This is a genomic window from Mycoplasmopsis alligatoris A21JP2 (assembly GCF_000178375.1).
GTDB lineage: Bacteria > Bacillota_I > Bacilli_A > Mycoplasmatales > Metamycoplasmataceae > Mycoplasmopsis > Mycoplasmopsis alligatoris.
This window is the reverse complement of the sequence record NZ_ADNC01000011.1, coordinates 1-22823: the sequence shown is the minus strand read 5'-3', so window position 1 is coordinate 22823 and position 22823 is coordinate 1. Positions and strand designations below refer to the sequence as shown.

Annotated in this window: 15 protein-coding genes; 10 read left to right on the top strand and 5 right to left on the bottom strand. The window is 24.7% G+C overall.

Features of this window, described 5'->3' with window-relative positions; all coding sequences use genetic code 4:
• The 3 genes from MALL_RS01715 to MALL_RS01705 form a co-directional block, all read right to left on the bottom strand.
• Positions 1-247, bottom strand: a 247-nt coding sequence (locus MALL_RS01715) for an ABC transporter ATP-binding protein (protein WP_005683471.1), incomplete at its 3' end; no start/stop codon positions are given.
• On the bottom strand, positions 234-2021 hold the full coding sequence (locus tag MALL_RS01710) for an ABC transporter ATP-binding protein (RefSeq protein WP_005683465.1): 1788 nt from the start codon (positions 2019-2021) through the stop codon (positions 234-236). The genes MALL_RS01715 and MALL_RS01710, both read right to left, overlap by 14 nt.
• 49 nt (positions 2022-2070) lie before the next feature.
• Positions 2071-2625 carry an inorganic diphosphatase gene (locus MALL_RS01705; protein WP_005683458.1) on the bottom strand — a complete coding sequence of 185 codons (555 nt, stop codon included), beginning with the start codon at positions 2623-2625 and terminating at the stop codon, positions 2071-2073.
• Between the two features lie 534 nt (positions 2626-3159).
• On the opposite strand from MALL_RS01705, the gene MALL_RS01700 reads away from it, so the two are divergent.
• From MALL_RS01700 to MALL_RS01665, 8 genes are all read left to right on the top strand, one after another.
• Positions 3160-4452: a glucose-6-phosphate isomerase gene (locus MALL_RS01700; RefSeq protein WP_005683453.1), complete on the top strand. Its 1293-nt coding sequence runs from the start codon at positions 3160-3162 to the stop codon at positions 4450-4452.
• Between the two features lie 216 nt (positions 4453-4668).
• Complete coding sequence (locus MALL_RS01695) at positions 4669-4920, top strand: hypothetical protein (RefSeq protein ID WP_156785620.1); 252 nt, start codon at positions 4669-4671, stop codon at positions 4918-4920.
• Positions 4920-6629: a PTS transporter subunit EIIC gene (locus MALL_RS01690; RefSeq protein ID WP_005683461.1), complete on the top strand. Its 1710-nt coding sequence runs from the start codon at positions 4920-4922 to the stop codon at positions 6627-6629. The genes MALL_RS01695 and MALL_RS01690 overlap by 1 nt, the downstream gene beginning before the upstream one ends.
• 180 nt (positions 6630-6809) lie before the next feature.
• Positions 6810-8150 (top strand): glycine--tRNA ligase, encoded by a 1341-nt coding sequence (locus tag MALL_RS01685; RefSeq protein WP_005683454.1) that lies wholly within the window; start codon positions 6810-6812, stop codon positions 8148-8150.
• Positions 8151-8153: 3 nt separating this feature from the next.
• Entirely contained in the window at positions 8154-8903 is a 750-nt protein-coding gene (locus MALL_RS01680) for a CHC2 zinc finger domain-containing protein (protein ID WP_005683464.1), read from the top strand.
• Between the two features lie 332 nt (positions 8904-9235).
• The gene (locus MALL_RS01675) at positions 9236-10153 is read left to right on the top strand and encodes a hypothetical protein (RefSeq protein ID WP_005683469.1); all 918 of its coding nucleotides are present in this window, start codon (positions 9236-9238) and stop codon (positions 10151-10153) included.
• A 12-nt stretch (positions 10154-10165) separates the two neighbouring features.
• Positions 10166-11644, top strand: coding sequence for an RNA polymerase sigma factor (locus MALL_RS01670; RefSeq protein WP_005683456.1), 1479 nt, complete (start codon positions 10166-10168; stop codon positions 11642-11644).
• 3 nt (positions 11645-11647) lie between these two features.
• Positions 11648-12424 (top strand): Nif3-like dinuclear metal center hexameric protein, encoded by a 777-nt coding sequence (locus tag MALL_RS01665; RefSeq protein ID WP_005683463.1) that lies wholly within the window; start codon positions 11648-11650, stop codon positions 12422-12424.
• A gap of 38 nt (positions 12425-12462) precedes the next feature.
• Here the strand turns inward: MALL_RS01665 and MALL_RS01660 are convergent, their stop codons facing one another.
• On the bottom strand, positions 12463-13329 hold the full coding sequence (locus MALL_RS01660) for a MurR/RpiR family transcriptional regulator (protein ID WP_005683462.1): 867 nt from the start codon (positions 13327-13329) through the stop codon (positions 12463-12465).
• A gap of 309 nt (positions 13330-13638) precedes the next feature.
• Between MALL_RS01660 and MALL_RS01655 the strand changes: the two genes are divergently transcribed.
• Positions 13639-18351: an SGNH/GDSL hydrolase family protein gene (locus MALL_RS01655; protein ID WP_005683460.1), complete on the top strand. Its 4713-nt coding sequence runs from the start codon at positions 13639-13641 to the stop codon at positions 18349-18351.
• On the opposite strand, the gene MALL_RS01650 is transcribed toward MALL_RS01655, so the two are convergent.
• Positions 18334-18864, bottom strand: coding sequence for a hypothetical protein (locus tag MALL_RS01650; RefSeq protein WP_005683472.1), 531 nt, complete (start codon positions 18862-18864; stop codon positions 18334-18336). The two genes, MALL_RS01655 and MALL_RS01650, sit on opposite strands and share 18 nt — an antisense overlap.
• 370 nt (positions 18865-19234) lie before the next feature.
• On the opposite strand from MALL_RS01650, the gene MALL_RS01645 reads away from it, so the two are divergent.
• Positions 19235-22823, top strand: a 3589-nt coding sequence (locus tag MALL_RS01645) for a hypothetical protein (RefSeq protein WP_005683455.1), incomplete at its 3' end; no start/stop codon positions are given.

Sequence of the window (22823 nt, the reverse complement as noted above, 5' to 3'; positions counted from 1 at the left end):
AGCTAGATGCCAAAAACACAATTAACATAAAATATAATTGATAATTAAACACATTTGGATTAAAATTTTGTTTTGAAAAGAAATGATCAAAAATATAACCAATTATTCATGAAGAAAGATATACAAAAATAGAAAGTAATAATGAAGCAAAAAAGGCAAATAGATAAATTGATTTTTTTACTTTTGCAAAATGCGTAATTTCCTTTGCCAAAGTTCAAAAAGTCATTTTGTCTTTATTCTTTTTCATTTGTTACCTCCTTTTGTGATTCATAAATATCTTGATAATATTTATTGTTTTTTAATAAATTTTTATGGTTATCAAAACCAACAATTTTTCCTTTGTCAAGAACTATTATTTTTTCAGAGTCTTTTATTGAACTTATTCTTTGAGAAATAATTAAAAGTGTTGTGTCCTTTAATTGTTCTTTAATGTTACTTCGAACTTTAAAGTCAGTGATGTTATCTAAAGCACTAGTTGCATCATCTAAAATAAGAATTTTTGGTTTTTTAATTATTGATTGAGCAATAGCTATTCTTTGTTTTTGTCCACCACTTAAATTATTTCCTTTTTGTGCTACACTGTAGTCATATTGACTTTGATATTCGTTTATAAATTCAGCACATGATAAGTCAATTACTTTTTTAATTTCTTCATCATTTGCATTAGGAGTAGAGAATGTTAAATTACTTTTTATGCTACCACTAAGCAATGTAGGTTTTTGATAGACTTTAGAAACTGAGTTATAAAAGTTTGTTGAATCTATTAAATTTATATCAATATTATCAACTAATATTTGACCTTGATTAGGTAAACATTCTCTTGTTAATAAATGCGCTATTGTACTTTTTCCTGAACCTGTTTTGCCTATAATACCATACGTAGATGCACTTGGTACATAAAATGAAAGATTTTCAATAAAGTGCTCTTTATTGTTTAAATCTTTGTAATCAAATGTTACGTTTTTAAATTCAATTGAACCATTTTTTATTTTTATATCATTTTGCACAAAATTAATATTACTTTTGTAATTTAATAAATCATTAAATCTAGTTGCAGCGGCTTTTGCTCTAAAAATACCATTAATATTAAATGATGTTTCAAAAACTCCGGCAGCAATAAATGATATATAACTAGTAAATTGAAATAAAATACTTGCTTGATAAGAAACTTCATCGTTACTAAATCCTTTAATAATAAAAGCCATTATTAAGAAAAGCAAAACAGAACCAACATTAACTAAAATATTTATTATCGGTCAACTTATACCTGAAAGTTTTCCAACCTTGCTGGTTAATTCTTTAAACTCATTATTTTTAGCAATATAGTTATTTAATTGTCTTGTTTCTAGGTTATAAGATTTAATTAAAGATATACCATTAATGTCTTGTTTACTCAATTCATTTAATTCATCAATTTTCCAATTTTCCTTACGGTATAGAGGAAAAATTTTCTTTATAGCAAATATTGAACCTAAAACTATTAACGGAATCATAATAATAATACTTATTGAAAGAGTTAAACTGTAATATAGCGAAAATACTAAACCTCAGAAAATAAAAAACGGGCTTCTTCACATTATTCTAATTAAAATTAATAATCCATCACGCAATTTTGAAATATCATTACTGAATCTAGTGATAATTGTTGCATGTGAAATTTTGTCTAAATCAAGCTTAGATAAGGTTAATAAGTGATCAAACAAAATTTTACGGTAATGATAAGCACCATTTATACAAACATAGTTTGCAAGTCTAATCCCTATAAATAATGTAACAATAAAAGCCAGTGTAAAAAGAGCAGTTAAAATAGATAATGTACTAAGATAATCTAAATTACCCATTGTAATTTCTAAACCTAAAATATTAGGGGCTTTTAATTGATCTAAAGCGATCATTTCTATAAATTGGCGAAGTAAGGTTGGTAAAATCATTAATAAAAAAGGTTGTAATAAAGAAAAAAACATACATAAAATTACATATGGGATTAATCTTTTTGGTAATGAAAAAAGTAATTTAATCATCATTCTCCTAAAACAAAAGACATACTAAAATTAATATGCCTTTTTGTTTTTATTTTGTATATTTTTCTGGATGTTCTTTTTGCATTTTTGCAATAAATTCTTTTTTAGGCATTGAACCGAATTTTTCCATAAGTTCAACACATTCTTCATATTCAGCAAGGGCTCATTTAACGTTTTCAAAACCATCAACGCTTGTAATTCCTTCACGTTTTCAGTTTTTATAAGTGCTAAAAAATGTTTCAACTTGATCTAAAAATGGTCTTGGTAAGTCGGCTAAATCATTAATTTTGTCTAAACGATAATCATCTGCATGAACTGCTATTAATTTAGTATCAGTTTCTCCATCATCGATCATTTTCATTGCACCAATAATTCTTGCATTTAACATAGCACCTGGTACAAAAGTCTCTTGTGAATAGACTAATACGTCTAATTCATCTCCATCTCAATCTAGAGCGTTTGGAATAAATCCATAATTACATGGGTATACAAAATCTTCTCTTAAAATACGATCAACAACTAATTGTTTTTTAGCTCTGTCATATTCATATTTAACACGAGAATTTTTTTGAATTTCAATTTTTACTTCGATAATATTTTTCATAATCAATATATTACCATAATTTTTTTTCAAATAATTGAATTACTGAAAATTACCTTAAATTTGAATTTTTAAATTATTTGCAATAGTAATAATTTAAGCAATTTTTTTAGATGTGCTTCTTTAACTTTTGAAGTGTTATATTCCTTAAATAAAATATCGGTTTGTTCTTTATATTATTTATTTGAAGGCATTAAATTTGCTGATTTTAAGAGATTTAATTTTAAGTTTTTCATTTTTTTAGTGATTAAAACAAATTGTTTTATTTAACACATTATATTTATAAATTTTGATAAATAAAACACAGGGATCAATTTTCCTTATGTTTTAAAACAAAAAAAACTAATCTAAATTAATTATTTATTAATAAGTTGTTAATTTTTCTATATTTTTTGCATAAAGCAATTACATTTCTTTTTAGTAATGTTTAAAAATATTTTTTTATATACCTATTATTTAGCTTTTAATTCGACTTAATTATTTTTGCTAAGTATTAAAATAAAAATTTATAATTATTACTAAATATAAAGGAGTAAAATGAAAAACTTAAAATTAAATACTAAACATGTCCTTTTTAAAAGGGATGAATTATTAAAACTTCAAAGCGATGTTTCTCGTATTCATAATGATTTAATGACAAGAAATGTAGCGGAAAGAGATTGACTAGGATGATTTGATCTTCCTTACAACTATAATAAAGATGAATTAAAATCAATGAAAAAAATTGCCGATAAGTGGGCAAATGATAAAGTTGAATTAGTAGTTGTTATAGGAATAGGTGGCTCATACTTAGGAGCTAAAAGTGGATATGACTTTATTTATGGTCCATATTCACCAAAAAAACCATTAATGGAGTTAATGTTTGCAGGAAATGATATTTCATCCGAAGCATTAATTGCAAAATTAAATTATGTAGCTGATAAAAAATTTGCTATTAATGTAATTTCTAAATCTGGTACAACTTTAGAACCATCAATAGCTTTTAGAGAATTTAGAAAATTACTCGAGCAAAAACTAGGTTTAGAAGCAAACAAATATATTGTTGCGACAACAGATGCTAAAAAAGGTGTTTTATTTGATTTAGCAACTGCAAAAGGTTATCAAAAATTTGTTGTGCCTGATGACATAGGTGGACGTTTTAGTGTTTTAAGTAGTGTTGGACTTTTCCCATTTTATTGTGCTGGAATTGATGCACAAAAGGTTTTAGAAGGTGCTAAAGTAATGTGCGATGAATTAGCTGATGATTCAATACTAAAAAATCCAGCTTATGAATATGCAACAACAAGGTATGTTTTACACACTCAATATAACTATTCAGTTGAAATGATGGTAGCTTATGAACCTAAATTACAGTATTTCTGCGAATGATGAAAACAATTATTTGCTGAAAGCGAAGGAAAAAACGGAAAAGGTATTTGACCTGCAAGTGGAATTTTTTCAACTGACTTGCACTCACTAGGACAAATGGTGCAAGAAGGATCAAAAATTTTATTTGAAACAATTTTAACTTTACAAGAGCCTTTATATAATATTACTTTTAAAGCTGACAAGCTAGATTTAGATAAATTAGGTTATTTAGATAATAACAACTTACATAATGTAAACAATGTTGCGTTTGAAGCAACTTTAAAAGCACATACTGAAGAAGGAAAAGTTCCAAATATTCTTTTACAACTTAGAAAATTTGATGAAGAAACTCTAGGATCACTATTTATGTTTTTTGAAAGAGCTTTAGCAATGTCTGCTTATTTACTTGGTGTAAATCCATTTAATCAACCAGGAGTTGAAGTTTACAAAAAGAACATGTTTTCTATGTTAGGTAAAAAATAATTTTTAAGCGTCTTATAAGGACGTTTTTATTTTTGAATAGTTAATATGAAGTTGTGGAATTTTTTTCCATATTTTCACATGTTTTTTGCTTATATATGCATATATATGAATACTTTATTCAATATATTTGTTAGATTATAATTCTTCTTCATAATTGAGATAGGGCTATTGACCCTCATTAAAAAGAAATTTAGATATATTTCATGAAAGGAAACGATGGATAAAATGACAAATATGTGAAATAACATGCATTCTGGTAAAAAACTTTATTCAGTTTTATGATTATTATTTTCAATAATGTTAATCGTAACTGTGCTTGTTGTTTCATTTAAAACTCAAATTGACAACCCTAATGCTGTTGCAAGTATTGCATTGATTTTTGTTTTAATTATGATGGCAGCCATCTTCACAACCGTTTATGTCAATTTACGGATTAAGAAAGAATCTTCAAAAGGTGGTAAAAAATAATGCACACAGTTACAAAAAACAGTTCATTTATGAGCTACTTTAGAAGATTAATGGAAAGACTTGGAAAAGTCGGGAAAGCCTTAATGTTCCCAATAGCTGTTTTACCAATTGCGGCTATATTACTTAGAATTGGTGCTGATATTCCAGCAAGCAATGCCGCAGGAGTTGAATCAGAATTTGCTGCAGCTATTGGATTTTTAATAACAAAAGCTGGTGGAATAGTATTTGATAATTTACCTATACTATTTGCTATTGGACTAGCTTTTGGATTTACAAAAGATAATCGAGGAGAAGCAGCCTTTGCAGGATTTATTGCTATGGTTTTACTTGTAGCATTAATGTCAGATGGTGGATTACCTCACTTAATTTATAAAAACCTTGATTTAGGAGCAAGTGTATTAGTTGATGCAAAAGATCCTAACTCAGCATACTATGGATTTAGAGCCTTATTTGGCGGAAAATATAATGCAGTTGTTGCAGGGAACGTATTAAATGGTATTATTGTTGGTTCTATAACAGCTTTCATTTACAATAGAATTCATGGTGTTGAATTACCAAAATTACTAGCATTCTTTGCAGGAAGAAGACTTGTACCAGCATTCGTAATTCTAGCAGTATTAATTTTCTCAGTATTATGAGCTGTAATTTTCCCTTGAATAGGATTTGTAATTTACTTAATTTCAGATGCTCTATATAAAGGCGCAAACAGTGGCTTTGTTGCAAGAGCCTCAATTATGGGTGCTTATGGATTTATAAACCGTTTATTAATTCCATTTGGATTACACCACATTCCTAATAACCTATTTTGATTCCAATTAGGATCATTCCCAACAGGTAAAATAGTAGACGGAAAAGAAGTTTTAGCACATGGAGATATCTTCGTATTCTTAAATGGTGTTGCTAAAGATAACCCAGGAGGAATTTTCCAAGCAGGATTCTTCCCTACAATGATGTTTGGATTGCCAGCAATTGTTGCAGCATTCTACTTAACAGCTAAAGATAGAGAACAAAAAGTAAGAGTTCTAGCTATGTATGGTTCAGCAGCTCTTGTTTCATTCTTATCAGGAATTACAGAACCAATTGAATTTGCATTCATGTTTGTTAGCCCTGTATTATACTTTGTTCATGCAGTATTAACAGGTGTATTTGCCTTTATTACAGGACTATTTGGAATTCAAATTGGATTTGGATTCTCAGCAGGATTTATGGATTATGCATTGAGTTTCCCTAAATCATTAGCAATTATTGCACAATCTTCAATATTTACTGATAATGCAACTAGAGCATTATTTGCACACCCAGGATGAATTATTCCTATTGGAGCAGTCTGTGCATTAACATACTTTTTAGTTGCGTATGTAATGATTAAAAAATTAAACTTAAACACACCAGGACGTGGTACAAACTTAATTGAATTACCAGGTGAAGGTGATGAAGTTATGGTAGCATCAGGTGGAAACTTATCACTAAAAGCTAAAATGATTGTTTTAGGATATGGTGGATGAGATAACATTGAAGAATATTCAAACTGTTCAACAAGATTAAGATACATTGTTAAAGATGGTTCAAAAGTAAATGAATCAGTGCTTAAAAAAGCAGGAGCAATGGGAGTTGTAAGATTAAGTGATAAATCAATTCAAACTATTGTTGGAGTTGAAGCTGAATCAATCAATAATGAAATTGTTGAAAATATTGGAACTGAAATCTAATATAAAAAAAGTGCTGTTAACTCAGTACTTTTTTTATACTTTTTTAACCTATTCATAGACTCTTTAGAAAAAAGAAGTTAAACTAAAATACCTTTTAAATAACTAGTAAAAAAATACAAAAAAAAGAAAAATTTAATTATAAATTAATTTAAAATATGTAAACATATGAAAAAATATAACATGATTGATATAGTTAACCACTTAAAAAACTCAGGTTTTGTCTTTCAAGGAAGCGAAATATATGGTGGTTTAGCTAACACTTGAGACTATGGACCGTTAGGGTCTTTATTGAAGGATAATATCGCTACAATTTGAAAGCGTGAATTTATTCGTAAGGAAGCAAATAACTATTTATTAGACACAAAAATTTTAATGAACCCTAATGTTTGAGTAACATCAGGACATGTTTCAAATTTTGCCGATCCATTAATTGAAAATAAGGTAAATCAAAAAAGATATCGTGCCGACAAATTAATTCAAGAAATTGATCCTGAGATTATTCCTGAAAAAATGACTAACTTACAAATGCAAGAATTTTTAACAAATAATTTAAAAACTTATGAAAATTCAAAAACTGATTGAAGTTCTATTAAACAATTTAATTTGATGTTTGAAACTCAACAAGGTGTTATTGAAGATTCAAAATCAAAAGTATATTTAAGACCCGAAACTGCTCAAGGTATTTTTGTAAATTTTAAAAATGTTTCAAGAGTTACAAGATCAAAATTACCTATGGGTGTTGGACAAATTGGAAAAAGTTTTAGAAACGAAGTGACTCCTGGAAACTTCATTTTCCGTACTCGTGAATTTGAACAAATGGAACTAGAAGTATTTTGTAAAGAAGAACAAGCTCAAGACTTATACAAATATTACATTCAAAAAGCTTATAATTTTGCAACATTAGTAGGTATTAAAAAGGATTCAATAAGAATTAGAGAACATGATAAAGAGGAATTATCCCATTATTCAGCTGGAACTAGTGATATAGAATTTAATTTCCCCTTTGGTTGAGGAGAATTACTAGGTATTGCAAATCGTACGAATTTTGATTTAAATGCTCACATGAAGGCAACTGGTGAATCTCTTGAATACTTAGATCCTGAAACAAACAAAAAAATAGTTCCATATGTAATTGAACCTAGCATGGGATTAGATAGATTAATGTTAGCAATTATTTGCGATGCTTATGAATTAGAAGAACTAGAAAATAATGATTCTAGAATTGTATTAAAATTTAATAAAGAACTTAGCCCATACAAAATTGCAGTTTTACCATTAGTAAAAAAACTCGAAAAAGAAGCAAGAGAAATTTATAATTTCTTATTAGATAAAAACGTTTCTGCCACTTATGATGAAACTGGATCAATTGGTAAAAGATACCGTAGACAAGACGCTGTTGGAACATATTGATGCTTGACTTATGATTATGATTCGTTAAACGATCAATCAGTTACTCTTCGTAATCGTGACACCATGGAACAAATTAGAATAAAAATTAAGGACATTGTTAAATATTTATAATTTATGAAAAATATTCCAGAACACATAATTAATGAAATTATAGAAAGTACAGATATAGTTGCTTTAATAAGCAGCTTTTTAAACTTAAGCAAAAAAGGTAAAGATTTTGTCGGTCTTTGCCCTTTTCATGGAGACAATACACCTAGTATGTCAATTTCTAGTGAAAAACAAATTTTTAAGTGTTTTAGTTGTAATGTAGGAGGTAATTCATTAAACTTTTTAATGAAATACAAAAACTTCAAATATCTTGAAGCAATTAAATATTTGGCTGATTTTAATGGGCATTCTTTTGACTTTTCTAGCTATGAAACAGCTAAAAATATACCTAAATATACTAAAAATCAAGAGCTAATAATTGAAACATTAAAAGCTGCAAATTTACTTTATAAAAATAGCGTATATGAAAACAAAGATGCTCAAGAATACCTTAAAAAAAGAATGCTTGATACAAATATATTGGATTACTTCAATATTGGATTTTCCCCTGAAATAGGAATAAAAGAAAAATTAGTAAATGAATTTAATTTTAAAAATTTTGAATTAAATAAGGCAGGAATAATAAATTCAGAATTTAATGAAATACTTAGAAAAAGAATAACTTTTGCCATTACAAATAATCTTGGTGACATAATCGCTTTTTCTGGACGTGCTTTAGGTGATTTAAAACCAAAATATATTAATTCTCCAGAAACTGAATTATTCAAAAAAATGCTACTTTATACAATTATTCAACGCAAAAATTTCGTTATTTAAAAATGAAATATTCATAACTGAAGGTTTTTAGATACTATTGCTTATATAAAGTAGGTTATAAAACGCAGTTTCAATCATGGGAACATCACTTACTTTAAACCATATAAAATTATTTAAAAATTAACTGTTATACTATTTTTAGATAATGATTCAGCAGGCTTTTAGCAACAAAAAACGCTATATTACAGCTATTAACACAAAAAGTAAATACTCAAGTAATAGTTAATAATTTTAAAAAAGATGCTGATGAAATTTTAAGTTTTTATGGTCAAAATTCTTTAATAGAAACTTTAAACAATCGCATTAATGCTATCGATTTTATTTATCAAAAATTGATTACAATAAATAATTTAGAAAAAAATCCTACAAGCAAAAATATTATTGACTTTTGCACTGAATTTGCTGAATTTTATAAGCACATTGATAAAAATTCACAAGACATTTTTGCTAAAAAAATAAAAAAAATTACCAATCTTGATATTTCTACTTTTGTTCCTAATCCTAAACAAAATTATAATTCGCAAGTAGAATATAATGATAATATTTTAGATTATGTTGATCAATATACAAAAGATATAAAAACTCAAAATGTATATATTCCAACTGATTATCAAAAAAATTACAAATCAAATGTCAATTACAATAAAAAAATTAAAGAGATTCATCCCTTAAACATTATTTTAAAATTCTTGTTTGAAAATCCAAATTACATTGAACTTTACGCTAAAAATACAATTTTACCTAAAGGAAATGATGATATTAAGATGTATCAATTTTTCTTATTAAAAAAACTGCAACAAGTTTTTGAAGAACAACAAGATTACTTAGAAAGACAAAAAATTATTGAATACCTCAAAAATATCTTTATTTCTACATTAAATAATAATTTTGAATCAACAAAAGACTTTATTACATATATACAAAAAAGTGATATAATTCATAATTATAATTTTGACCAAATAGCGCACACAGAGGAATTTAACGATTATTCAAATATTTTTAATATTACTATTGATATTGAAGGACTTAAATTCTTTTTAGAAAATGAAAAACAAGAAATGTCAGATAATAATGAAACAGTTAATTACAAAGTTGAAGTAGAAGAAATGGTAAATGAAAAAATTGATTTTATTCGAAATATTTACACCAAATATAGCTATATTTTAATGAGCAAAAAATATCAAGGCAATGAGCAATTATTAAAATCTTTAAATAAAACAATTTTGAATGCACTACTGATTAAAAAGTAACTAGGAGATTAAATGAACAATGATTACAAAAAAATAGTTACATTGATTAAAAAATTTATGAAATCAAAAAACAAAAAACATCTTTCTCAAGAAGAGGTTTTTGATTATCTTGAGTCAATTAAAGTTTTTGTCGATGAAAAAGATGGAGAAGAATTAATTGAACTTTTATTTGAAAAAGAAATTTTAGAAGATCATGTTGATGAAGGTGATGATTTACTTGTTACTAATGAGGATTTAGAAGACGAAATTCCTGAATCAATTAAAAAAACACTTAAAAAAGGTAACATCGATGATGAAGACTTTGATGCACCAGACAATATTGAAGACGATTTTGATAATGAAGACGATGAATTATTAGATAGTGATGATGATTATAATATTGATGATTTAGTTAATGATGTAAATATAAAAGAAGATGAATCTGACGAAATAGATGATACTGATTTACAGCATGATGAAATCGACGAAGAAGATGAAGAAGAATTAGATGAATTTGACTTAGACGGAGAAGAATTAGATTTACATTCATTAGATTTACAAAGATATGCAGAATCAGATATTGTTTTAGAAGAAACAACAAATAAAAGCGCAAAAAATTTAAGTAATAAACTAACTGAAACCAATGACATTGTTAAATGATATATGCGTTGAATTGGAAAATATGGTGAATTATTGAAGCCAGATCAAGAAAAGCAATTAGCTAAACAAATGGAAAAAGGTGGATTCAGAGGTAAAAGAGCTAGAGATAAATTAATCATGAGAAACCTACGTTTAGTTATAAACAATGCTAAAAAATATAAAAACAGAGGTTTAACATTTATCGATTTAATTTCTGAAGGAAATGCTGGAATTTTAAAAGCAGTTCAAAAATACAATGTTGAAAAAGGTTTTAAATTCTCAACATATGCAACTTGATGAATCAGACAAGCAATTACAAGAGCTGTAGCTGATCAAGCAAGAACTATAAGAGTGCCTGTTCATATGGTTGAAACCATCAATAAAATAACAAAAATTGAAAGAGAACTACAACAAGAATTAGGTCATGAACCAACTGATAGTCAAATTGCAAATAGATTTGGTAATGATTACACTGAAGAAAAAGTTAGATACATAAGAAAAATAAATGTTGATCCTATTTCTTTAGATAAACAAATTGGTAAAGAAAACGATTCATCTTTTAGTGATTTTGTTAAAGATGATAATATTTTAAATCCTGTTGATTATGCTTCACAAGAACAATTAAGCGAATTACTTATTGATTTAATTGATAAATCACTAGAAAAAGATGAAAGAGAATTAATTTGTAAACGTTATGGTGTTGGAGTTGATTCTAACGGTGAAAAATATCGTGTTCATTCATTAGATGAACTAGCTCGTGAAAGAGGTGGTGTTTCTAAGGAAAGAATTAGACAAATTGAAAATAAAATTTTAAGAAAATTAAAAAATTCTTCAAAAAATGGAAGACATCTTAAAGATTTTATTAAAACTTAATATATGAAAATTAAACAAATAAGCGACTATTTATTAAATAAATATCCTTTAAAAAATAAAGAAATTTGAGATCCGGCAGGTTTTAGTATTAAATTTAATTTATCACAAAAATTAACTGGAATAGTAACTTCAATCGATTTAACTAAAGAAGTTTTAAATAAAGCAATTCAAACAAATTCAAATTTAATTATTACTCACCATCCTTTTAAATTTGAAAAAACATGAAAAGATGAACAACTTAAAGCACCTTATAAATTAGAAATTTTATCCATGTTAAAAAAACATAAAATAAGTGTTTTATGTCTTCATACAAATTATGATTATGCTTTAGAAGGAACTTCTTTTCAAATTATAAAGTCATTAAAATTAGATAATTTTGCAATTTATCAAGAGTTTGGATATGAAGCAAAAATTTCATTTAAAACAACAACAAATGATTTAATCTCCCTAATAAAAAATAATTTAAAATTAAGTGAATTTAGAACTAATTTATCTAGCACAAAGCTAAATAAGGAAATTTCAAAAATTGCTTTTTTGTCTGGATCAGGTTATATTGGGCAAGCTATAGAATTAGCAAATAAAGGATATGAATTAATAGTTACATCTGATATTAAATGAAGTGATTGAATTGTTTATGATCAAAATAAAATAAATATTTTAGAGATACCACATTTAGATGAAGAAGTTTTTGCTAAAGATATTTTTGAACAGTTAAAAAACAAATTTAATAATTTAAATATACACTTTGTAAAATTAAGTGTACCTTATAAAAATATTTAAAAGCATATTCGCCCCTCTTTGCGAATATGCTTTTTTTGTTATTCTTCAATTACTTTTTTACTTTTACTTCTTTGGTAAAGTCTTCATCTTTGTCTTGCCCCTTGTGCACGACGATAGTTAACTGAACATAATGATGAAGTGTTTAAAATTTCTAAAACGATCATACTTGTAAAAATATCTGCAAATATATCATGTCTAGTTGTAACAAATTTATTAAAGAAATAAACTGAACCATATGACAAGATAATGTCTGCATCATTATCAAAATCTGTTGTATTCATACTTGTAATAACTATAATTTTTACATTTCTACTTTTTGCAAAAGAACTAATGAATTTATATTCTAAAGAACTAACTTTATTTGAATAAACCATTAATACATCATCTGCGTCACAATTAGCAACAATAGAAATTAAATTATTAAAGTTTGTTACTAAATCAGCAAAAAGACCAATATTTGTTAATTCTGTTGCCATATTTGAGGCTACTGAACTTTTAAGTCCAGTTCCAAAAACAACAATTCTTTTGGCGCTTACTAAAAATCTAGCAATTTCCATAACTTTTAAAACACTGTCTTTAGTAATTGATTCGTGTAATTTTTCTGTATATCTTTGAATAATTTCAGGAACTTGATCAGCAAGAGTTAAATTTTCTTTATCTTTTGAGATTTTGAACTCTTCCATTCTGTTATTGATATATTTAGAAAAATCTTTGTAAGTGTCAAACGAAACTTTTTTGACAAACCTAGAGATAGTAGAAGTTGAAACGTTTGCTTTTTCTGCAAGTTCAACTATAGTATCTTCAAAATAATCTCCATTATATTCATGGAAATATTTCATAAGATTTTTTTCACCTTGAGTTAAGGCTATATCTTTTGTTTTTAATTTATATTCATAATTTTTCATATTTTTATTATAGAATACTAAAAAAAGATTATTCAAAATACTAAAAATATTTTTTTTATTTTATTTTTTAAAGATTTTAGTCGATTTTATTTGAAAAAAATTTTTAATTTGTAGCTATTTTTCAAAAATTTTTTCTTTTTTCTTTATCATAACTACAAAAAAGACAATTTTTTGCCATTTTTATAGCTTTTTTTAATTTTTTTTGTATTTTCATTATTTTTTTCTAAAAAGAATTTATATTTATTTTGCTATTATTACTATGACTTAAGAATTAGTATTCAATATTATATATTGGAGAGGAGTTATTAAATGAAAAACAAAAAAGCAATATTGTCAATTTTGGCTTTAAGTACGCTTGCTGCTTCAGTGGCTTTTGTAGCGTCTTGTGGTTCATCACAATCACTACCAAGTGGTGGTAATTTAGAAGCGGCAAAGTCTTCTGAAGTTAATGATTTAGGTAAACCAATTATTCCTAGTGAAAATAAAAATGGCACAAACTTAGAAAATAATTCTAATAATGCACCTGAACTTGACAAGGCAGTAACAATTCCTGATTTTAGAAAAAATTCTGAACTTCTAATAACAGCTGAACAAAAAATCAACTATGTTTCAATAGGGGATTCAATAAGTGCTGGTTTTGATGGAACACTAGATGCTGATTATAAAGGCAAAATTGATGCTGATGGAACTATCAGCGGTCTTTCATATGCCTCTTTTTTAGCAAGAGCACTAAATGTTGATAATCGTGTTGAAAGTTTTAATAACTATGCTATTTCTGGCACAACTCTTTTAGATTGAATAACTGTACTTAATGCTAATTCTCCTGAACAAAGAACTGTTTCTATTGAACACTTAAAAAGTATTTTTGGTAATGATTATGAAAAAGTACTTAAAGAAATTAATGCTAATTTAAGAAAGGCTAATTTAATAACACTTAATTTAGGAGCTAATGACTTTTTAGAACAATTTATTAAAAGTTTAAAAGACAATAATATATTTGATGAATTGAGCAAAATGACTAACAAAGATTTTGCTATAGGTCCAATTATTACAAAAACAAAAGGTATACTTGATGACACAATTAAAGTTATGACTGCTAGAATGGTTGAATTTTCTAGACAATTAAAACTTATTGCTCCAAAAGCAAATATTAATATTGTTTCATACCCTATGCCATTTATTAAAATGAAAAATTTAATTGATCAATTAACCGCTTCAATTGATAGTCAATTAAACTTTTCATTAAGTGAGTTTTTACTAGCTCAAATTAATGACACAATCAAAACAGTTGCTCAACGTAGTGAAATAAATTATATTCAAGCCTACAATCCTACTTATTGAGCCAAAAATAGTGATAAATTATCTTCAATTTATTTTGATATTCACCCAAATACATTTGGGTACAAAAAAATGGCTCTTGACATTTATCTTAAAATTACAAATAACTTTTTAAAAGTTAATGAATTTAATAAGTTAGGTGATTTTGATTTTGATGCAAAATACATTGAAAAAGATGCCTTAAGTGTTAATTATCAAGTAGAAGTTAAAAACTATCAAGAAACAATAAAAAAAGTTTTTGGTACTTCAACTCAAAACTTTTTAGATACTGAAAGCGATAGTGAAAAACTTATTAAACCAATTAGAAGTAGTTCTAATTTTGGGAAAAGAATTGAAAAACTTGCTGGAACATATCGTGGCATGGCAAACAACTTTTTTGATTTTGTTATGACAAGTGATTTTTATAAAGAACTTGATCCAAACAGTGTCTTAAAAAACTTTTTATACAAAAATGATAAAGCAGCATTAAATGAATTTATTAGTTGATTTTTAGGTAGCGAATACTTACAAAACGTCTTTAAAGAAGCACAAGCAAAACTTGAAGAATTAGCTAAAAATAATCCAGAAAACAAAATAACTTCTAAAGATCTACAAAGTGCCTTTATGGGCGCAGTTTTTAGCAATGATTCTTTATTTAAATTACTTAAATCATTTGTTACATCTAATTTTATAAAAAACCATGGTCAAGATTTTGCTAAAACTATAAATTTATTATTGTTGGGTCCAGCCGGGGATAAAATTTATCAGTTAATTATTGATAAAATTCCTTCAATTTTAAAAGCAGGAATCAATCAAGCAAGTTTAGACGAAAACAAAATTAAAGAAGCAATTACAAAAGTTGTACCAAAACAAAAAGTTTTTAATTTAGTAACTTTATTTTTAGAAAACATAGCAAAAAACCAAGATAAATTTAAAAATGCTCAAAACCTAGACCAACTAGTTAATACACTTTTAAGTCTTCCTGAAATTAAGACAAATGTAACAAAATTTGTTAAAGATATTATTTCTAATCCTGAACTTAAAACTTTATTAGTTCCAATTATTAAAAAAATTATTACATCTAATGACTTAAACTGATTAGTAAAAGACGTTAAAAACTTAGATAAATTATTAAATAATGCTTATGACTTAATTATTTTAGTTGACAAACAAACAGATTTATCAACTGAATTAGTTTCGTCATTATTTAGCAATATTTCAACAAAAGGTATTGATCCTAAAAATTGAGATTTAATTACAGGTGTTAAAAACTCATTTCTTAAAAAATGAGCCGGATCTTTTGAAAAAAATATTGTACAAATTATTAAAGAAGCATCTAAATCAAAATTATTTAGTGAAAGTAAAGATGATTTAAAAATTATTTTTAAGAACTTACTAAATCATGTTAAGAATGATAATTTCTTAGCAACATTTATACTTAAAGCACTACCTGAAAGTCAAAAAAGCCAAATTTTTGAATATTTTGAAAGTGAAGAAATGTTCAAAAAAGTTATCTCTAAAATAGTAAATAATGATAATTTTAATGGCATAATTGATGAGTTTATTGCTAAAGTTTTAGATAGCACACAAGATTTTAATAACGTATCAACGTTTAATGATATTTTAAAAGTTATTTTAACTAAAATTGATTTTGATAAAGTTAAAAATAATACTAAAAATTTAGTAACAACTTTTATTAAAGATGAAGACGTAAAAAGAGTTTTTAAAAACTTTTTAGTCCACACACTAGCCAAATACGGTTTTGATAAGTCTAATCCAGATAATAATAATTTTATCAATGACTTTGTTAAAGATCTAGATAAACTTTATAAATATTTTGAATTAGACAAGCATGTAATTGACGTTTTATTTGAACAAATAAAATTAGCTCAAAAAAGTGATGATCCTATCAAAATTTTAAAGAATATACCATCTGAAATTTTAAGTTCATTAAGCAAAGAAATTAATGCTAATCCATTAGAATTTATTAAAAAAATATTTAAATATGACACATTTAATAAAAATAAAAAAGGTTTTGCAAATTTAATTAAATCCGTTTATAAAACTATTTCTCATAATTTAGACTACAATGCATTATTTAAACAAGCAACCAACTGAAATCCTGAAATTGCTAAGTGAATTGATAATGAAGAATTAGCAAGTTTTGTAACAAAAATTACAAATAATCAAGATTTTAATAATATAGTAAACAAAACAATTGATTTACTAGTTTTAGATCAAGCTTGATTAGATAAAGCAAAAAATATTAATGATGTTTTAAATCATGTATTTGCTTCTGAGCAATTCAAAAATAACATAAAAAATGACTTTAAAAACTTAGTAAAATTAATAATTGATTCACTACCTAATTCTTTAGACAAAACTATTACAAAAGTTCTTAAAAATTACTTATTAACCTTAAACATAAATGTTGATGAAAATTTAAAACCAGAATTAGTATCTAAAATTATTACTTCTTTTTATCAATCGCTTCAGACAAATAATTCTTTAGAAGAACTTTCAGAAAAATTAGCTAATGCCTTAATCGAGTCTAAAAATATAAACGAATTTAGCACTAAATCAAGCCAACAATTAATTTCGGTTGTTTCTAAAAACTTAGTAACTTTCCTTCGTTTATTAACAAATAACTTAGATAAAGTTCAGGCAAATAATTTAAAAGATATTTTTTCTAAGCTAACTACTCACTTTTTAAGTGAAACAAATGTAGAAAATATAACTTCATTATTAGTTCCAGCTTCTTTATTAAATAATTATGGAATTAGTGATTCAAGTAAATTAAAATTAGAATCAAAGACTTTATTCCTAAAACCAGAATTTAAAGAAAAAGTAAATAAATTACTAGAAAACTTCTTTAAAAATATTTCACAATTTAAAAATCAAAATAGCGATATTGAATTTATAGGAACTTTATTAAAAAATGAAGAATTTAATACTGCATTAAAAGAATTAAGCTCATTAACTTTTGATGAATTAGTTCAAAAAGAATCATTAGTAGATACTTTTAATGCTGTATTTAAGCGCTTTAGCAAAAATCAATTAAGTTGATTATTTAAAAATATTAATAATTCAGATGTTGTAATTCAAACATTTTCAAAAGACTTTTTTGAGGCACTTAAAACTACACAATTACATAAAAAATCAATTGAATCTATCTTTAATAAATTAAAAACACTTAATTATAAAGGTAAATCATTTAATGACATTTTAGCAGAAACAGCAATTTCAATTTTAGACAATGAAGAATCATTAGTACAGTTTGTAGAAAAGATTTTAAAATCAGATACTATTAAGAAAAATGAAAAATTATTATCAAAATTATTTATTAATTTATTGGATAAATTCTCAACTGATGATCAACTGTTTAATTTGGTTTATTCATTTATTCCTGCTAATGTTTCAAATGAATTAAATACTTATGTAGGTAAAGAAAACATCTATAAACTGGTCAAAGAAGTTCTTCAAAATATAAAATTTAGAGAAATAATTGCTACATCATTAGATAAAATTTCTAAAAATACAAGTTCTTTAAATAATCCTAAAAAATTCAGTGATTTGATAAATTATGTTTTAGAAAATGTGGATTTTAAAGCTCAAAAAGAAGATATAAAGAGCTTTATAGATGGACTATTAAAATCAGAAAATACAAAAGATATAATTAAAAATATTTTAAATAGGTATATTTAAAAAACAATTAAGTTTACAAGGTAATCACATTGACGCATTAAGCTTAGATATAGCCAATAACGTTTCAAAATTACTAAAAAATACTGGTTTATATGATGCTTTAATTAATACTCTTGATGATGTTTTAAGTAAAAAAGAAAACAATCTTAATGTTTTACAAAATTTCTCTACTAAATTACAAACAAAATTAACAGAAGAGTTAAGTAAAAATTCACTTAAAATAGTTCAAGAAGTCTTAAAATCTAATATTTTAAAAAATAATAAAGATGCTATTAAAGAAGTTTTTGCTGCTTTAATTAATAAAGTTTCTGAAAAAGAAAATATAAAACAAATTATTGAAAAATTAACAGCATCTATAAACACAGATACAAATAAGAAATATTTAGAAATTTCTGAAGTTAATTTAGCAATTGAAGCTCTTATTAAAAACAAGGGATTTAAAACAATATTAATTAAAACCTTTAATAAGCTAATTGATAATCAAACTTTTTCAACTAAAACATATAATAACATTAATGATTTAATTTTAGATGTACTAAAAAATATTGAATTTAGTAATTATGCAAATGAATCTAAAGATATTTTAAAAACAATTTTAGATAGTAAATTAATAGGTAAAAGCGTTAATAAAACAATTAATGAATTTTTAAAAACTAATATAAAATTAACTGATTCAGAATTTAAAATTTCTGAACAATTAAGCAATTCAATTATTGATAAAAGTTATTCTTTAATAGAAAATTTAGACTTAGTAAGAATTTTATTAAATACTGTAGAAAAATCAATTTCTTCTTCAAGTAATTTAAATGAAATAGGATCAAAAATAGCTACATCATTTATTTCTACCTTAAATATAACTGACTATAAATACTTTAAAGAATTTATGAATTCATCTATATTACAGTCAAATAAAGAAGAATTTAAAAAGTTAAGTCCTAAGTTATTAAAATGATTAGCAACAGAAAAAACGGAAACATTAATTAGTGCTGAATTATCTAAATACACTAATTCTTTTGTAAGCAAAGATCAATTAAGAACTTTAATTAACAAGCTTTTAACTAGCGATAAAACTGATAAATTGTTATGAGTTATTTTAGATGAATTAAGCAATAATTGAACTAGTAAATATGCTCAAGCTCAAAGTTATGATCAATTATTAAAAACATTGTTTAGTAATGAAACCTTTAAAAATGCTGCTAAAGAACCATTTAAAGAAGTTTTTAAAGAACTAATAAATAATTCAGAATTTAAAACAAGTCTATCAAAAATAATTTCTTCATTTTTAAATAATGAAACATTAAAAGGTATTTTTGAAGGACTAAATAATAAAGAAGAATTTGTTAAAAACTTATTAGGATTAATAGATGTTTTTGATAAACATTTAGATTTTTCAAATGTGCTTTTTGAAACTGTTGCAAATACTTTAAAAACTGATGGAATAAATATATCAATAAACTCATTAGTTTCTCAAGCATTAAATTCTATTACAAACAAATTAAATGGTGCTGATAGAAATGACAAAATATTTAAATTAATTCAAGATTTATTAAAATCTGACTTTTTGACCAAAAATAAAGATGATATTAAAAAGATTGTTCAGAATGCTCTTAAGATTTTAGGAACTGATGAAACTTCATTATCAAAAATAATTTCTGCTATTCCAGCAACTACTAAAGAACAAATAAATAAATATGTTTCAGATAATGATTTAAAAACTTTAATTAAAACTATTTTTTCAAATAAAAACTTCACAAAAATTGTTAATAGTTTAACTGATTTAATAACAAATGATAAAGATGAATTGGCTAAGGCTAGAAACTTATCAGAATTATTAAGAAAAGCATTGGTTAAAGTAAAACCAGATGAATTAAAAACAAATGTTAAAGGTTTAATTAGTGATTTATTAACCAAAGATGAATTAAAGGCAGCTTACAAAAATATTCTTAAAACTACTTTAAAAACTCATGGTGTTAATGTTGATGATCAAAATGTTAACAAAACAATTGATTCACTAATTAATAATTTAAATTCAATAGTTAATTCAGTAGATATAGTAGATCCAGCATTAAATTTAATTTTTGATAAGTTAAATAAAACAAGTCCTGAAAATACTGATTTAATAGAAGAACTAACAAAAATAGGACCAGAACTAGTTAAATTATTTAATGATAAAATTAAGAACAATATTCCTAATTTGGTTAAATCAGTTCTTAAACATTTAGATGTAACTAACAATAAAGAAGGAATTATTATAATAGCTACTTCTTTATATAATCATTTTGCAAATAATGGGCAACTATCGACTTTATTGTTTAATAATGTTATTAAATTAGAAACAAATAATGTTGTATTAAAATATATTTCAAATCAAGATTTAAAATCATTATTATGAGAAATAATGAAAAATAAAAATACACAAGATATTGTAAAAAATAGTATTACTTCATTGTTAGACAATCAATCATGAATTGATTCATTAAATTCAAATAGTTTTGATCAAATGATCTTATCTATAGTTAAAAATGGAAAATTAATAGAAAAAAATAAAGACTCCGTAATTAAACTTATTACTGATTTAGCAAGCAATGATTCATTTAATGAAGTACTTGTTAAAGTAGTTGATAATTTAATTTCTAAATATAATTTAAATATTATTTTTAAAGACAAAAAAGCCTTTTTAAAATCTCTAACTAAAGACTTAATTGATATCTTCAAAGAAAAATCATTATTAAACGATATTTTAGATAAGTTGATTTCTAATTCTAACTCTGCTAACTCAATTATTTATTTAGTAAATGGAATTGATGGAATAGTTTCTGAAAAACTTATTAAAAATCCTTTAGATTTATTCAAGAAAATAATTTCAAGTCCAACATTTAATGACAAAAAAGAAGATACAAAAGTATTCTTAAAATCATTATTTGTAGAGATTTTTAAAGCTCAAGATATTTCCTCAGATATTGCAACATTTTTAGTAAATGGAATAATTCCAAGCGAATATAAAATTGATCAAGTTAGCTTAAAACAATCACTTTTAAACTTGGCTAATTCAACTAATTATAAAAACTTAATTAACTTAGTTGTAGATGAATTGGTTGATCATAACAAAGATTATGCTAGTGCAACCGATATAAATGATTTATTTAAAAAATTCCTAAATAAAGAAGCTTTTGTTAAGAATTTTGCGCCTTATTTAGCTGGTGTAATTAATGATATTTTAAGCGATGAGCATTCAAGAAAAGTCTTAAGTCAAGTTATTAGTCATGAACTTAAAAAATTACCTGAAAATTGATTATTAAAAGAAATTAATAGTCCTGAAGAATTTATAGCAGATGCTTTAGACAGTTTTAAAATTATTAATGCAAAACTAAACTTATCTAAAAAAGCAATTGATAATTTAGTAAGAGAAACCAAAAAAGATGGAACTCAATTTAGTTTTAAAAACGTATTAAACGGTTTAGCAAATGATTTAAGTACAGAATTAAATTCAACATGAGAAACTAAACTATTGGATTTAATAAAAACTTTAAAATCATCAAAATTATTTAATACAAAACACAAAGATAACTTTAAGAAATTATTAAAAAATGTTTTTGATTATTTAAATAAAGATCAAAAAATAGCTGAAATGATCTATTCAAGTATTCCTCAAAAAACCAAAGATGAATTAAAGGGCTTTATTGAAGAATCAGAAATTAAGAGTTTAGTTTCTAAAATATTTAAACATGCAAAAGTTATTGAAATAACTCATGATGGAATAGATTATTTATTTAATAATTTAAATCAAATTGATAATGCTAAAAATCTATTAGATATTATAAAAATATTTATAACACCAGAAGAAAAAAGTAATAAATTAATATCTCATTTAAACGCAATAATTAAAGATACTTTAAATGAACCTGAAACAAAAAAACTTGTTAAAAACTCTTTAACTAAGTTTATTAAGTATATTGGTTTAGATGAAAATGATAACGATATAAAACAATTTAATGAAAAAATTTCCGATGGTTTAGGTCAGTTATTAGTTGATATGGGAATTGTTGATTCTATTGTTAATGGATTTGTTAAAGAAGTTAAATCAAGAAACAATTTAATTGACTTAGTGAACAACATCCAAAGCACATTAACATATGCACTAAAATTCAATGATTATGATTTTGTAGCTAAATTACTAAATCAACCACTAGTGAGCAATAATAAAGAATTAATTAAAAAAGTTTTAGTAAAAGTACTTGAAAAATTAGTTTCAAACGATACCAAATTAAAATCAACTTTAGCAAGTTTTTCAATAGCTAATTCCATTTCTAAAGAAGGAAATATTAACTCAGAAAAAATCGATAATATGTTTGCATTTGTTTTAAAATCAAATCATTTTAAAGAAATAGTTAAAGCATTTATAGATGAGTTTATAGGAAAAAATCAAGATTATGTCAACTTACATTCTTGACCAGAAGCTATTGCTAAATTTT